Raw genomic sequence first — 14,919 nt, 5'->3', positions numbered from 1 at the left:
CCTCTACTCGCCGGCCTTTCAAGGCGATACCGCTTTTCATCTGCGTATGAAACAAACCTTTTGAAACAAAAGGTTGACCGAGAGCAGCAATCCCTTAGCCTTAAGATTACCCATCCTTAATACTGGATCGATTTACTGGAATAAAAGGAGAACGCATGCAACAAAACCTTTCGCTGTGGTTGAAAAACGAAGGATTGCACTACGCGGACATCATTGCCCTTCTGATTGTTCTGGGGCTGATATTGTTGATTTCAGCCATCATCCACCTGATTCTTCATCAGGTGGTATTGAAAAGAATGGTATTACGTTCGCTACATAAAGCGGATGACAACAGCGCGCCGGGTTGGAAGCAGATCCTGACGCAACATAATCTGTTTAATCGTCTGGCCTTTCTGCTACAGGGCATTATTCTCAATATTCAGGTGGTACTGTGGCTGCCGTCCCAAAGCGAAACCCGTGAAGCGCTGGTGATCTGCTCTCAGGTCTGGATCATGATTTTCGCGCTGCTGGTGCTGTTCTCGCTCCTTGATATCCTGCGTACCGTTTCCTCACGTTCAAAAATTGCCACCCAGATGCCTCTGCGAGGGATATTTCAAAGTCTGAAGCTGATCGCAACCATCGTGGTCGGCATTATGGTGGTATCACTGCTGATAGGGAAATCGCCGTTAATTCTGATCAGCGGTCTGGGTGCGATGGCCGCGGTGCTGATGTTGGTTTTCAAAGATCCGATTATGGGATTGGTGGCCGGCATCCAGCTCTCGGCGAATGACATGCTGTTGTTGGGCGACTGGCTGGAAATGCCGAAATACGGCGCGGACGGTGCGGTAATCGACATCGGGCTGACAACGGTTAAAGTCAAAAACTGGGACAATACCATCACCACCATCCCCACCTATGCCCTGATATCGGATTCTTTCAAAAACTGGCGCGCGATGTCGGAATCAGGAGGCCGGCGCATCAAACGCAGCATCAATATTGATACCACCAGCGTACATTTCATGACGGAGGAAGAGCAGGATCGGTTACTGCGCAGCAAACTTCTCTCACCATATCTTGAGAACAAAACCAGTGAATTAAAGCAGCACAATACCCAGTCAGAGATTGATCTCTCATCGCCGCTCAACGGACGGAGATTAACCAATCTGGGGACATTTCGCGCTTATTTACAGGCTTATCTGCGAGCACACTCAGGCATCCATAAAGGCATGACGTTAATGGTTCGCCAGTTGGCGCCGACGCCGGAAGGCTTGCCGCTGGAAATTTATGCTTTTACCAATACAACAGCCTGGGTGGAGTATGAAAGCATACAGGCTGATATCTTCGATCATATCTTTGCGGTCATGCCCGAATTCGATCTGCGCGTTCATCAGACGCCGACCGGATATGATATGCAAGCGCTGGCGCGACAGGTCGTTTCGGCCCGTTAAAACACGGTCTGAAGAAAGCGGCGCGGGGATGCGTCGCGTTCACCGCATCCCCGCCCAAACCAGCGTGCAGACAGCATCGCCGGATTTCAATTATTGCTGCTGGTATTTCTTCTTAATCATGTAGCCGATCAACAGCAATACAATCCAGATGACACCGACATAAAGCGATACGCGCGTATCCGGGAAGTAACCAATCAGCCCAATGATAAAGAACAGGAAAATGATGCCGAATACGGAGGTTACCACACCGCCGCGCAACGGGAACGCCAGCGCTTGCACTTCATCACGGCTCAGACCGCGGCGGAAGGCAATCTGAGAGAACAGGATCATGATCCATACCCAGACCGTAGCGAACGTCGCCAGCGATGCAATGACCAGGAACACTTTGCCCGGCATGATGTAATTCAGGTACACCGCGACCAGCAACGCCAACATCATGACGACCACCGTCACCCACGGGATGCCGCGCTTCGAAACGCGGGTAAACACTTCCGGCGCATGCCCCTGTTGCGCCATGCCATGCAGCATGCGTCCCACCCCAAACACGTCGCTATTAATCGCTGACAGAGATGCGGTGATGACGACGAAATTCAGGATACTGGCCGCCGCGGTAATTCCCATATTCTGGAACGTCAGCACAAAAGGACTGCCGCCGGTGCCAACCTGGTTCCACGGATAAATCGACATGATGACGAACAGCGTGCCGACATAAAACACCAGAATACGCCACGGCACCGAGTTGATGGCGCGTGGGATGGATTTCTTCGGATCCTGCGCTTCACCCGCCGTAATCCCGATAATTTCCACGCCGCCGTAGGCGAACATCACCAATTGCAAGGAGAGGATCATCCCCATCACGCCATTGCTGAAGAATCCGCCGTTCGTCCAGAGATTATGAATCCCGGTCGGCTCTCCACCGTTGCCTATCCCCCAGACGATAATGCCAATACCGGCGATAATCATGATGATAATGGTGGCGACCTTAAAGAAAGAGAGCCAGAATTCCAGTTCCCCAAAGGCTTTCACATTCATCAGATTGATCGCGCCGATAATCAGCACCACGCTCAGCACCCACACCCAGTGTGGTACCGCCGGGAACCACACTCCCATATAAATGCCGAATGCGGTCACATCCGCAATGGCGACAATCAGCATCTCGAAACAGTAGGTCCAGCCGGTAATGTAACCCGCCAACGGGCCAAGATAATCCTGAGCATAGCGCGAGAAAGAACTCGACTGGGGATTATTGACCGACATCTCCCCCAGCGCCCGCATGATGATATAAGCCACTACCCCACCGATCAGATAGGCCAGCAATACGCTGGGGCCGGCCATCTGGATAGCGCTGGCGGAACCATAAAACAGCCCGGTGCCAATCGCCGAACCCAGGGCGATAAAACGGATATGCCGCGTACTTAACCCACGCTTGAGCTTAGTGGATTGTTGTTCCATAGATAAGCAACCCTGTCGACAAAAAGAAAAACCACAGGCAATAGCCTGTGGTACATAAATCAAAAACGCATCGTGTTATTGATGTACCGTCACTTCCTGACGGCCAGAAAGGCGGTCATAAATCACGGTTGCCAGCAACACCAGCATGGATGGCGGTAACCATGCCAGCCCTTGCTCGCTCAGGGGCAGATTCAGGCTCCATTCTGGCAACAGCGCTTTGAACGCGGAGGATTTTATACCATCAATGATGCCAAATAACAGACTGATTAACATGACTGGCGCCACAATACGCGAACTGTTATGCCACCAGCGCAGGGTAAAACTCAGCAGAACCAGAATGATACAAGGCGGATAAATCGCGGTCAGCACGGGAATAGACAGTTGAATCAAATGACTCAGGCCGAGGTTAGAGACCACCATCGAGAACGCGCCCAGCACAAAGACCAGCGTACGGTAAGAGAACGGCAGATATTGCGAGAAAAACTCCGCACAGGCGCAGGTCAGGCCCACCGCCGTCACCATGCAGGCAATAAAGATCAACAGCGCCAGGAAGCTGCTGCCCATACTGCCGGAAGTATGCTGGACATAGGCATGCAGAATTTCAGCCCCATTCTGCGCGTCCGGCACCAGCGCGCCGCTGGTTGAACCCAACTGGAACAAACTGAGGTACACCAACATCAGGCCGAGTCCCGCAATCAGACCCGCCCACACGGTATAGCGGGTAAGAAGCGCCGCGCTTTGCACGCCACGCGAGCGCGCGGCATTAACAATTACAATACCGAACACCATCGCCCCAAGGGTATCCATGGTGAGGTAACCGTTCACGAAACCATTGGAAAAAGGCACATACTGATATGCCTCGGTCGCCGGGATATGAGGTCCGGCAGGCAGGAACACGGCGGCAATGCCGAGTACCGTCAGCGCGGCAATTTTCAGCGGCGCCAGTACGTGCCCGACCGAATCAAGCAGTCGACCGGGATATAACGAAATACCGATGACAATCGCAAAATAAATCAGGCTGTAGATCAACAACGGAGAAGCCCCATTTCCCACCAGCGGCGCGATGCCGACCTCAAAGGAAACCGTCGCCGTACGCGGCGTGGCAAACAACGGACCAACCGCCAGATAGCAAACCGTGGCCAGCACAACACCGGCTTTTTTACCAATCGGCGAACTGAGCGCATCAATGCCTCCGCCGACACGCGCCAGCGCGATCACGGTCAGTACCGGCAATCCCACCGCGGTCAGTAGAAAACCAACCGCAGCGATCCAGACATGTTCGCCTGCCTGCAACCCCACGATCGGCGGGAAGATAATGTTCCCCGCGCCGACAAATAAGGCAAAGGTCATAAACCCCAATGCCATGATATCTTTGGACGTTAAACGATGACTCATAGTTATGTTGTGTTGCCTGTATAAATCGATAAAAAGGAGTACCTGTGCTGCTGGTCGCTGTCCTTCAGCATCCATCAGAGCAGTTAGTCGCACGGTCAATGTGCAGATTTATACCCAATAGATTTATGACGGACATCTGCCCGACTCTTGGAGGGTATAGGCGTTATATTTTTCATACAGCCATAATGGGGGCTAAGTAAAACGTTTATAGCGTAAAAAGACAAGGTTAGATCCAAAAACCAGAGCTTTAATCTATTTAAAGTTCAATTTTTAGTATATAAAATTATAAATGTGTAATTGCTTAATACATGATTTGTGCATTTATAAGTATAACAACGCAATAAATCTGACATAAATTGATAAATTATGCGTGATTAGGTCATAAATAAAACTTATTGAACAAAAAAAAGCCATCTTCGCGAGCCGATTGCGATCGAAATGCCCAATAGTTTCATCATGGCAGTAAAGGAGATTCAGACAAGGAGGGAATGCAGAGTAGAACAAACCCCGGAGCTGGGAACCAGTCACCGGGGTTATAAAGACAGCCGACACGACCATCTGGAAGCCGGCATGATTAGCCGTTAGTGAAAATCACCATACGCGGCTGGCAATATCGACCACCAGCTTCAGTTTGTCCCATTGCTGTTCTTCCGTCAGGGAGTTCCCCTCCTCGGTCGAAGCAAATCCACACTGTGGGCTGAGGCAAATTTGGTTGATATCCACAAACTTAGCCGCTTCAGCAATACGAGCCTGTACCGCTTCCACACTTTCCAGCTCCCCTGTTTTGGTGGTAATCAATCCCAACACCACCTGCTGATGTCCCGGCTTAACGAAACGCAGCGGTTCGAATCCCCCCGCACGCTCAGTGTCATATTCCAGGAAGAAAGCATCCACATTGACTTCGCCAAACAGTATTTCCGCCACAGGTTCATAACCGCCTTCAGAAATCCAGGTAGAGCGGAAATTTCCACGGCACACGTGCAGCCCTACCACCAGATCATGTGGCTTATCCGCCAGCGCGTTATTCAACACATCGGCATAAATACGAGCCAGTTGTTCAGGATCTTCACCTCGCTCGCGGATCTGACGTTTTTGATCGTCGGAACACAGATAAGCCCAGACAGTGTCATCCAGTTGCAGATAGCGGCAACCCGCGTCATAGAACGCATGGATCGCGTCACGCCAGGTTTGCGCCAGATCGTCAAAATACGCGGCCAGATCCGGGTAAACCTTGTTATCAATGGCTTTACGACCGCCACGAAAATGCATCACGCTGGGGCTGGGGATCGTCATTTTGGCCACCGCATCGCCGGCGATACCGTTCAGATAGCGGAAATGGTCCAGCATTGGGTGCTGCGGATTAAAACTGACTTTATCAATCACGCGAATCGCATGAGATTTGGTCTGGATACCGTTAAACTGAATTCCCTGTTCCGCTTCATAGCGCTCCACGCCATTCAACCCGGCAAAAAAATCAAAATGCCACCAGGCGCGGCGAAGCTCACCGTCAGTCACCACCTGAAGGCCGGTTTTACGCTGTAATTCAACTACCCGCAAGATCTCCCGATCTTCAACCGAACGCAACTGTGCAGCACTAATCTCGCCAGCCTGATACTGAATACGAGCCTGCTTGATCGCTTCCGGACGCAGTAAACTGCCAACGACATCAGCGCGAAATGGAGGACGTGTTTTAGCCATATGTTGCTCCTGACAATCCATCCATACGCAATAAACGGCGGCAGACAGATGATTTCATTATGAAATAGTTACCTGATTAAATAGTTACATCTCAGACGTTATAGACTTCTGGACGTCTAAATATGCAGACATCCTGTCATGTGAGGAAAAACAGAGCAATAGAAGATTTTTCATGTAACATGAATAAAATTCACGTTACGTGTTATCCGCTGCATCAATGCGCAAAAGCGGGCATTTGAGATTCACTCAGACCAAGTTGAAGCCGGGTTAATTGGCGGGTCTCTTCAGGCAACGGCAAATAACCATCCTGGCTAACCAGCGACTGGCCGATATCCGACAGCACGCGCTCCAGAAACGCCGCGGTCAACGCTTCCAGCGGTTGCCCCGGTTCTTTATTGACATAGATATAAAGATAGCGAGTGTATGGATAGAGTCCGCTGCGGATATTCTCGGTAGAAGGGAAAACATAGTCCGTCCCCTCCGAAGCCAGCGGTACCATTCTTACTCCACTGGTGCGAAAGCCGACGCTGGCATACCCAATTGCGTTCGTCGATGCCGCAATAGCCTGAACCACCGACGCCGAACCGGGCAGTTCGTTCACCTGAGGCAGGAAATCACCGCCGCATAGGGCACGCTGCTTAAAAAATCCGTATGTCCCGGAGGCCGAGTTTCGTCCGTAGCGCAGTATCGCTCGCGTTTCCCAATCGCGGCTCAATCCCAGATCGCCCCAATTCTTAATCGGTTTCCGGCCACCGCAACGCTGGGTCATTGAAAAAACGGCATCCAGTTGAGACAAGCTCAGCCCCGGCAAAGGATTATCCTGATTGACCAGCACCACCAGCGCATCCATTGCCACGGGGACCGCCAGCGGCGGGTAACCGTAATGCTGGACAAACGCATCAATCTCGCTGGATTTCATGGCGCGGCTCATGGGGCCCAGCTGAGCGGCGCCAGAAGCCAGAGAAGTCGGCGCGGAAGATGAGCCCGCCGCCTGAATCTGTAAATTAACGCCGGGATAATACTGACTGAAGTCCGCAGCCCAGAAAGACATCAAATTGGCCAGCGTATCCGATCCCGCACTGGAAAGATTACCGGCCAGCATTTGACGCGGCTGCGCGGCGCAACAAACACTCACCAGCAATAAAAAAACGCAGGAAGCGTTTTTTAACGTTGCTTGCAACGGCCTGCTAAGGTGGCGGGCAGGGATAGCCCGCCATAAAAAAACGCAGGAGGCGTTGCAGGAAGCGTTAATGACGGACTTCATAAATTAACATCGCCTGAACAGAGAGATAAAACCCCTGCCGGGACGCCCCGCGACGTGGTTATCCCGGCGGCCCCGGTATTTAAACGATCGGCATGAGATGTCATGAATAGCGTTTTCCGTCAGACAGAGGGTTTCACGGTATTCTCAGCCAGAGAGGCTGGAACAATCAACCTATTCGGCAGGGTAAACACAAAGCGGGAACCCGAACCTTCTTCACTTATGATTTCCAGCCGGGAGTCATGGTGGCTGAGCGCATGTTTCACAATCGCCAATCCCAACCCACTGCCGCCGGTCTGCCGCGAACGGGCTTTATCAACGCGATAGAAGCGCTCAGTCAGACGCGGCAGATGCTCAGGCGCAATGCCCGCGCCATTATCGCTGACCTGAAACTGTGCGCCTTGCGGGATCTTCTGCCAGCACACTTCTATGCGCGTGCCGGGCGGCGTGTGATTGATCGCGTTATACACCAGATTCGACACCGCACTGCGCAACTGTTCTTCATTACCGAATACCTGAAGATTGTCATTCACACGGAACACAATCTCATGGCGATCCTGACTCAAGGCTTGCGCTTCACGCTGCAATACGCGCAACATCAGCGGCATATCGACTTTCTCATTCAAATCGATCGCGGCGGCGGCTTCAATTCGTGAGAGCGTCAGAAGTTGTTTCACCAACCCATCCATGCGCCGCGTCTGTTCCTGCATGGTATTCAACGCCTTATTGCGTAGCGCGTGATCCAGCGTTTCATCCTCCATCATCTCCAGATAACCCTGCAACACGGTCAGCGGCGTGCGTAATTCATGACTGACATTGGCGAAAAAATTACGCCTCGCCCCTTCAAGCTGATGCATCTGCGTAATATCACGCACCACCATCAGTAACTGTCCTTCCGAATAAGGCATTACGCGAAATTCAACATGGTGGGAATTGTTCAGTTGCAGGGTCAGCGGCTTGCTGAAATCACGCCTGCTCATATAGCGGGCAAATTCAGGATAGCGCAGCAAATTAAGAATATTTTGACCGTTATCTTCCGGCCAACGGAAACTCAGCAGGTGCTGCGCCAGATGGTTACACCAGAAGATGGTGCCCTCTTCCGTGGTGATGACCACCGCATCCGGCAGGGATTCCGCTCCGCTGCGAAAGCGCTTAATCAACAACGCCAACTCACGTCGGCGTCGGCGATTGCGCAATTGCATCTGATAAAGGCCGTAAAACAAGGGCTCCCAGCTCCCGCGGCCGGGTGGCGGGGTCATGCTGCGATCGACCCAAAGCCAGTAGGAAAGTTTGAGCTGATTGTAAAAATTCCAGCACAGGGCGGCCAAAACTGCGGTCAGTAAAAACCAGGGTAAATAGCCAAAAATAAGCCCCAGCAAAAAAGCGGGTAAGCAAAAAAAAGCCAGCTCCAATGCCAGCCTCTTCCATGATAGACGTTCTAGCACGTTAATGTTTCTCCGGCACAACTACCTTCAGTAACGCGTTGAAAAACGATACCCCGTTCCCCGAACCGTCTGTACCATTTTTTCATGACCGCTGGTTTCCAGCGCTTTGCGCAACCGGCGGATATGAACATCAACGGTACGATCTTCAACATAAACGTTAGTGCCCCAAACGTGATTCAGCAACTGTTCCCGACTGTAAACCCGCTCAGGGTGAGTCATAAAGAAGTGCAGCAGTTTAAACTCCGTTGGTCCCATATCCAGCGCATGTTCTTCCGTCGTCACGCGGTGGGAAGACGGATCGAGACTCAAGCCACGCATTTCGATCACTTCTTCCACCGCCATCGGAGAAATACGCCGCATCACGGCCTTGATGCGCGCAACCAGTTCTTTCGGCGAAAACGGTTTGGTAATGTAATCATCCGCACCGACTTCAAGACCACGAACCCGGTCCTCTTCTTCACCGCGCGCGGTCAACATCATAACGGGGATCTCGCGGGTAAGCACTTCACGCTTCATATGCTTAATGAATTGCAGGCCAGAACCGCCGGGCAGCATCCAGTCCAACAGAACCAGTTCAGGAAAAGGCTCCGAGAGCAACTTGACCGCACTGTCATAATCTTCAGCTTCGACTGGCTGATAGCCGTTCTGCTCCAGAACGAAGCATACCATTTCACGAATCGGGGCTTCATCTTCTACGACCAATATGCGTCTTGCCATTGTTAATCCTGTCGTTAGTCATCGTCGCTGTTAGCATACGCCGTGCATTATGCGTCAGTTTTGTGACATTTTTATGAAAAAATCGCCTGGAGCGATTTTCAATGTCGCTTGCGACGACCCGTAGGGCGAGCCCCATGGACGGGGCGAGTAAAAAATCGCCTGGAGCGATTTTCAATGTCGCTTGCGACGACCCGTAGGGCGAGCCCCATGGATGGGGCGAGTAAAAAATCGCCGGGAGCGATTTTCAACGTCGCTTGCGACGACCCGTAGGGCGAGCCCCATGGACGGGGCGAGTAAAAAATCGCCGGGAGCGATTTTCAACGGCGCTTGCGACGACCCGGAGGGCGAGCCCCAGGGATGGGGCGAGTAAAAAATCGCCTGGAGCGATTTTCAATGTCGCTTGCGACAACCCGTAGGGCGAGCCCCATGGACGGGGCGAGTAAAAAATCGCCGGGAGCGATTTTCAATGTCACAAAGTAACGGCCCGCTTCCTCCCTGCTCGACAGCGTATTTTCGAGCCGCTTTCCAAAAGCGGGTTTTCGCGACGACAGCCGTTACGATGACTGTTTATAATCACTGGCACTGCAATAACCGTCATTCAGGGAGCTCCATGCGTATTATTCACACCGCCGACTGGCATCTGGGACAGTATTTTTATACCAAAAGCCGCGCAGCCGAGCATCAAGCTTTCCTGCGCTGGCTTATCGCTCAGGTCGAACAGCATCAGGTGGATGCAGTAATAGTAGCAGGAGATATCTTTGATAACGGTTCGCCGCCCAGCTACGCCCGGGAAATGTATTACCGTTTTGTTGTCGAGCTACAACAAACCGGCTGCCAGCTTGTCGTGCTGGGCGGTAATCATGATTCTGTCGCCACGTTAAATGAGTCCCGGGATCTGCTGGCTTGCCTGAATACGCGGGTTATCGCCAGTACCGACGGCAATCCTGACAAGCAGGTGATGGTGCTGGAAGACCGTCAACGTCAGCCGGGCGCAATCCTCTGCGCCATCCCGTTTTTACGCCCGCGAGACATCATGACCAGCCGGGCAGGACAATCCGGTGAGGAAAAACAACAAACCCTGCTGGAAGCTATCGCCGCACACTACGAGCAGTGTTATCAGCTGGCCTGCCAGCAGCGCGATGCGCTGGGATTGCCTCTTCCCATCATTGCAACCGGACATTTGACTACCGTAGGCGTCACCGCCTCCGATTCGGTGCGGGATATTTATATCGGCACGCTGGACGCGTTCCCGGCTCAGGCGTTTCCCCCTGCCGACTATATTGCTCTTGGTCATATCCACCGTCCGCAGCGGGTGACGCAGAGCGCCCATATTCTCTATAGCGGTTCACCCATCCCATTGAGTTTTGATGAATTAAGCAGCGAAAAATCCGTTTATCTGGTGACATTTGAACCGGATGCTCCCCCGGTTATTGATGCGCTTCCCGTGCCGGTAACGCAGCCGATGCAGCTGATCAAAGGCAGTCTGGCGGACATAGAACATCAGCTCGCCACCTTTAGCGATTATCAAGGGGAGAAACCCGTCTGGCTGGATATTGAAGTCACCACGCAGGCTTATTTGAGCGATCTACAGAAGCGCATTCAGACGCTGACCGACGATTTACCCGTTGAGGTTTTGCTGCTGCGACGCAACCGCGAGCAGCATCAGCAGGCTATCGCCCGTCAGGAAAAAGAAACGTTGGATGAACTGACCGTGCATGAGGTTTTTGAACGCCGTCTGGCGACGGCCGCCGATCTGGAGGAACCCCGTCGACAGCGCGTGCGTTCGCTATTTAGACAGGTGGTTAATGAATTGGAACAGGATGAACACGCCGAATGAAAATACTCAGCCTGCGATTAAAAAATCTCAATGCCCTGAAAGGTGAATGGAAAATTGACTTCACTCAGGCGCCGTTTTCCAACAACGGGTTGTTTGCGATTACCGGCCCGACCGGCGCGGGGAAAACCACGCTGCTGGACGCCATTTGTCTGGCGCTCTACCACGAAACGCCGCGGCTCGAAGGCATCACCGCCAGCCATAATGAAATCATGACGCGCGGCACGGCGGAATGCCTGGCCGAGGTGGAATTTGAGGTCAAAGGCGTTGGCTACCGCGCCTTCTGGAGCCAGCGGCGCGCCAGAAACGCGGCGGAAGGCAATCTGCAAACGCCGAAAGCCGAACTGGCGCTGATTGAGAACGGCAAGATCCTGTGTGAAAAACTGACGGAAAAACTGGCGATGACCGCCGACATCACCGGACTGAATTTTGACCGTTTCACCCGTTCCATGATGCTGTCACAAGGGCAGTTTGCCGCCTTTCTCAATGCCCATCCCAATGAACGGGCGGAACTGCTGGAAGAACTGACCGGCACAGACATTTACGGACTTATTTCCGAGCGTGTCTTTGACAAACACAAGCAGGCCAGGAGCGCGCTGGATACCTTACAGGCCAAAGCCTCTGGGATTGAACTGCTGAATGAAGAACAGCGTCGGCAACTGGAAAGCGAGCTGGAATCGCTATTCCAGCAGGAACAGGCCGTTAACGCAGGACGTGAGCAAGCACTGACTCATCAACGTTGGTTCGAACAACTGGCACAGCGTCAATCATCCCTCGCCACGGCAAAAACGCAGCACACCGCGGCCGAGACCGCCATGTTGCAGGCCCAGCTGAAGTTTGAAAGACTGGCGCAAAGCGAACCGGCAGAAAAACTCCGCCCGCTCCAACAGGAAAAGCATCGCTACCAGCGGGAGTTTGTCGAACTGTCACAGCAGCTCGCCCGGCTGACGGAACAGCAGCAATCACAGGCGACCACGTTAACCACGCTGCGCGAGCAGGAAGCTCAAGCCACTCAAGCGTTGCGCCAACATACGGACAACCGTCAGCAGCAAGAAACGCTGATGAATGAGCAGGTGATTCCGCTCGATCACCAGATCAAAACGCTGCAACAACAAACGGAAAAGCAGCGACAGGAGCGGGAACTCGCCGCAGAGCGTCAAAAAGCGACGCAGCTAAAGCAGTCCCAAACCGCGCAGCAACGTCAGTCGACCCAACAGCAGATTGAACAGCTAAAGACCTACCAACGCCAGCACGCCCATCATCAATACTGGGGAGAAAATCTCTCCCTGTGGCAGGCGCAATTTCAACGTCAGCAGCAGTTGCAAGATGAGATAGCAACCCTATGTCAAAAACAATCCGCCTTTACCGAACAGGAGGAACAGTTAAGGCTGGACGACGCAACGTTAACCACACGGCAGACCGGGCAACAGGCTGCGGCCGACCATGCTCAGCAACAATTCACCCAACAGCAGCAAACGTTGGCGTCTCAGGAGGCCGGGCAGCCCATCGCCGCGCTGCATCAGCAGCTTGGCCAGTCCATTGCGCTACGCCCTGAACGTCAGCAACTGGCAACCACGCTGGCGCTGTTTCAACGGCTGAATCTCCGTCAGCAACAGGTGGAAAATCAGCAAAAACAACTGCGGGAGAGCATCCAACAGCAGGATATAGAGCAGAAACAGCAAAAGAAAACGTGGGAACAACGTCACGATCATCTGATCGATTTGGAGAAAAATTATCAGCTGGAATTGCGCATTGTTAAACTGGAAGACGAGCGTAGCCGCTTACAGCCGGGTGAGGCATGCCCGCTGTGTGGTTCCCCGCATCACCCGGCCATTGCCAGTTACCAGGCACTACAGCCATCGGAAACCGAGCGGCGTCTGCTTCAGCTGCGGCAGGAAACCAGCCAGTTGGAAAGCGCGCTGGTACGGAGCGATGCGCGCCTCGCCTCATTAAATCAACAGCGTCAACAACTGGCAGATGACGCCTCCCGGCTTGATGATGAATACCAGACGCTGCTGCAACAGTGGCAAAATGTCAGTGAGCGCTTACAAGTGGAGTTTACGCCCGAACAGTCCGCTGAAGTCACGGACTGGCTGACGCAAAGCGAAACGTGGGAACAACAGATTCAGCAGCAGATTTTGGTTCGGGAGCAGGCACAAAAGCAGTGGCAGAAAAGTAAGGATTCACTGACTAATGCCAATACCGCGTTGCAAAACACCCGGCAAGCGCTTGCCCTGAATCATCAGCAACGGCAAACGCTGAAAAATGCGCAGGTCGAGGTACAACAGTTACTGCAACAGAGGCAAATACAGCAGGTACAGCATCGGCAGACACTGGAGAATACGTTAAAAGCATTCGCGCTGTCCCTGCCAGACGGGGAAGAACAAGCCGCCTGGCTGACGCAGCGAACGGAAGAATGGCAGCGCTGGAAAGACACCGAACTGGAATTACAGCAGCGTTCAAATCAGTTGACGGCTTTAGAAGCGGAACACCAGCATCTGACCCATTCGCTTGAGGAAACAACGCAACAGTTACAGACATTAACACAACAACAGAGCTTGTTACTCAACGAGTTAAGAGCATGTCAGCAGCAGCGGCAGCAGCTTTTTGGTCACCAGCAGACGGCGGAAGTCAGCGACCGACTTCGCCAGCTCAGCCAGCAGTATGAACAAGCCTGTCAGCAGATACAGCAACAACGCCAACAGGCGGAGTCGGCCCTCAACCGTCTTACTGGTGAACGGAGCAGCGTCCTGCAGCAGCAAACCCGCGTTGCGGGATTGGCCCAACAGGCTGAACAGGCCTTTGTTCAAGCCTTACAGCAAAGCCGCTTCTCCGATGAGTCGGCGTTCAATAATGCCCTGCTTGATGAGCAAGAACGTCATGAGCTACAGGCATGGAAAGAAAAATTGTCTCAGGCATTACAGCAGGCAATCGCCTTGTATCGGCAGGCCGAACAGCAATTACTCGTCCATCAGCAGCAGCGGCCAGACACCCTCGCCGAGGACGCCACCCCGCAATCCATTGAGCACGCGCTATCCGAGCATCATGAAAAACTGAAAATAAATCACCAGCAGCAGGGCGAAATCCGCCAGCGGCTCAACGATGATCGCCGACACCGCCAAAATCAGCAGACGTTATTGGCCGAAATTGCGCGAAGCCAGCAGCACTATGACGACTGGAGCTGTCTCAACGACCTGATTGGTTCACAAAAAGGAGACAAGTTTCGGCGCTTTGCACAAGGACTGACGCTGGATCATCTGGTGTATCTGGCCAATCAGCAGCTTTCCCGGTTGCATGGGCGTTATCTGCTACAGCGAAAAACCAGTGAAGAGCTGGAACTACAGGTTGTGGATACCTGGCAGGCCGATGCCATCAGGGATACCCGCACACTGTCTGGCGGCGAGAGCTTTTTGGTCAGTCTGGCGCTGGCGCTGGCCCTTTCCGATCTGGTAAGCAATAAAACCAGTATCGATTCGCTCTTTCTGGATGAGGGCTTCGGCACGCTGGATGCCGAAACCCTCGATACCGCGCTGGATGCACTGGATAATCTCAATGCGTCCGGTAAGACGATTGGCGTCATCAGTCACGTAGAGGCCATGAAGGAGCGGATCCCGGTGCAAATCCAAGTAGAAAAAGTCAACGGCTTAGGGCTCAGCCGTCTGGCCCCTGAATTTTCCGTTTAGCTTATCC

The 14,919-nt window shown here is 52.9% G+C and carries 9 protein-coding genes; 3 read left to right on the top strand and 6 right to left on the bottom strand.

The features are described 5' to 3' along the window. Positions 1 to 155 precede the first annotated feature (155 nt). Positions 156 to 1,427, top strand: coding sequence for a mechanosensitive ion channel family protein (locus B4923_RS02860; protein ID WP_109052854.1), 1,272 nt, complete (start codon positions 156 to 158; stop codon positions 1,425 to 1,427). A gap of 90 nt (positions 1,428 to 1,517) precedes the next feature. On the opposite strand, the gene proY is transcribed toward B4923_RS02860, so the two are convergent. The 6 genes from proY to phoB all read right to left on the bottom strand — a co-directional run bounded on the left by proY (position 1,518) and on the right by phoB (position 9,395). Continuing rightward, positions 1,518 to 2,879 (bottom strand): proline-specific permease ProY, encoded by a 1,362-nt coding sequence (gene proY, locus B4923_RS02855; protein ID WP_109052853.1) that lies wholly within the window; start codon positions 2,877 to 2,879, stop codon positions 1,518 to 1,520. Positions 2,880 to 2,954: 75 nt separating this feature from the next. Beyond that, positions 2,955 to 4,274: a branched-chain amino acid transport system II carrier protein gene (gene brnQ, locus B4923_RS02850; RefSeq protein WP_109052852.1), complete on the bottom strand. Its 1,320-nt coding sequence runs from the start codon at positions 4,272 to 4,274 to the stop codon at positions 2,955 to 2,957. Positions 4,275 to 4,865: 591 nt separating this feature from the next. Beyond that, a complete protein-coding gene (locus B4923_RS02845; protein WP_109052851.1) occupies positions 4,866 to 5,972 on the bottom strand; it encodes a cobalamin-independent methionine synthase II family protein in 1,107 nt (368 codons plus the stop codon). A gap of 214 nt (positions 5,973 to 6,186) precedes the next feature. After that, positions 6,187 to 7,236, bottom strand: a complete 1,050-nt coding sequence (locus B4923_RS02840) for a PstS family phosphate ABC transporter substrate-binding protein (protein WP_109052850.1) — start codon at positions 7,234 to 7,236, stop codon at positions 6,187 to 6,189. A gap of 119 nt (positions 7,237 to 7,355) precedes the next feature. Next, entirely contained in the window at positions 7,356 to 8,678 is a 1,323-nt protein-coding gene (gene phoR / locus B4923_RS02835; protein ID WP_109052849.1) for a phosphate regulon sensor histidine kinase PhoR, read from the bottom strand. A 27-nt stretch (positions 8,679 to 8,705) separates the two neighbouring features. Then, entirely contained in the window at positions 8,706 to 9,395 is a 690-nt protein-coding gene (phoB, locus tag B4923_RS02830; protein WP_109052848.1) for a phosphate response regulator transcription factor PhoB, read from the bottom strand. Positions 9,396 to 10,005: 610 nt separating this feature from the next. On the opposite strand from phoB, the gene sbcD reads away from it, so the two are divergent. Further along, positions 10,006 to 11,232, top strand: a complete 1,227-nt coding sequence (gene sbcD / locus B4923_RS02825; protein ID WP_109052847.1) for an exonuclease subunit SbcD — start codon at positions 10,006 to 10,008, stop codon at positions 11,230 to 11,232. Then, the gene (locus B4923_RS02820; protein WP_109052846.1) at positions 11,229 to 14,912 is read left to right on the top strand and encodes an AAA family ATPase; all 3,684 of its coding nucleotides are present in this window, start codon (positions 11,229 to 11,231) and stop codon (positions 14,910 to 14,912) included. The genes sbcD and B4923_RS02820 overlap by 4 nt, the downstream gene beginning before the upstream one ends. Positions 14,913 to 14,919 lie beyond the last annotated feature (7 nt).

It is taken from the genome of Brenneria roseae subsp. americana (assembly GCF_003115815.1).
Lineage (GTDB): Bacteria > Pseudomonadota > Gammaproteobacteria > Enterobacterales > Enterobacteriaceae > Brenneria > Brenneria roseae.
Note: the sequence above shows the minus strand (reverse complement) of the source record. Positions and strands in the feature narration are given on the sequence as shown.

What these genes read in the sequence shown, in the direction of transcription:
- B4923_RS02860 (WP_109052854.1), top strand. Translation starts at nt 156, where the DNA reads ATGCAACAAAACCTTTCGCTGTGGTTGAAAAACGAAGGATTGCACTAC.
- sbcD (WP_109052847.1), top strand. Translation starts at nt 10,006, where the DNA reads ATGCGTATTATTCACACCGCCGACTGGCATCTGGGACAGTATTTTTAT.
- brnQ (WP_109052852.1), bottom strand. Translation starts at nt 4,274, where the DNA reads ATGAGTCATCGTTTAACGTCCAAAGATATCATGGCATTGGGGTTTATG.
- proY (WP_109052853.1), bottom strand. Translation starts at nt 2,879, where the DNA reads ATGGAACAACAATCCACTAAGCTCAAGCGTGGGTTAAGTACGCGGCAT.
- B4923_RS02840 (WP_109052850.1), bottom strand. Translation starts at nt 7,236, where the DNA reads ATGAAGTCCGTCATTAACGCTTCCTGCAACGCCTCCTGCGTTTTTTTA.
- B4923_RS02845 (WP_109052851.1), bottom strand. Translation starts at nt 5,972, where the DNA reads ATGGCTAAAACACGTCCTCCATTTCGCGCTGATGTCGTTGGCAGTTTA.
- B4923_RS02820 (WP_109052846.1), top strand. Translation starts at nt 11,229, where the DNA reads ATGAAAATACTCAGCCTGCGATTAAAAAATCTCAATGCCCTGAAAGGT.
- phoB (WP_109052848.1), bottom strand. Translation starts at nt 9,395, where the DNA reads ATGGCAAGACGCATATTGGTCGTAGAAGATGAAGCCCCGATTCGTGAA.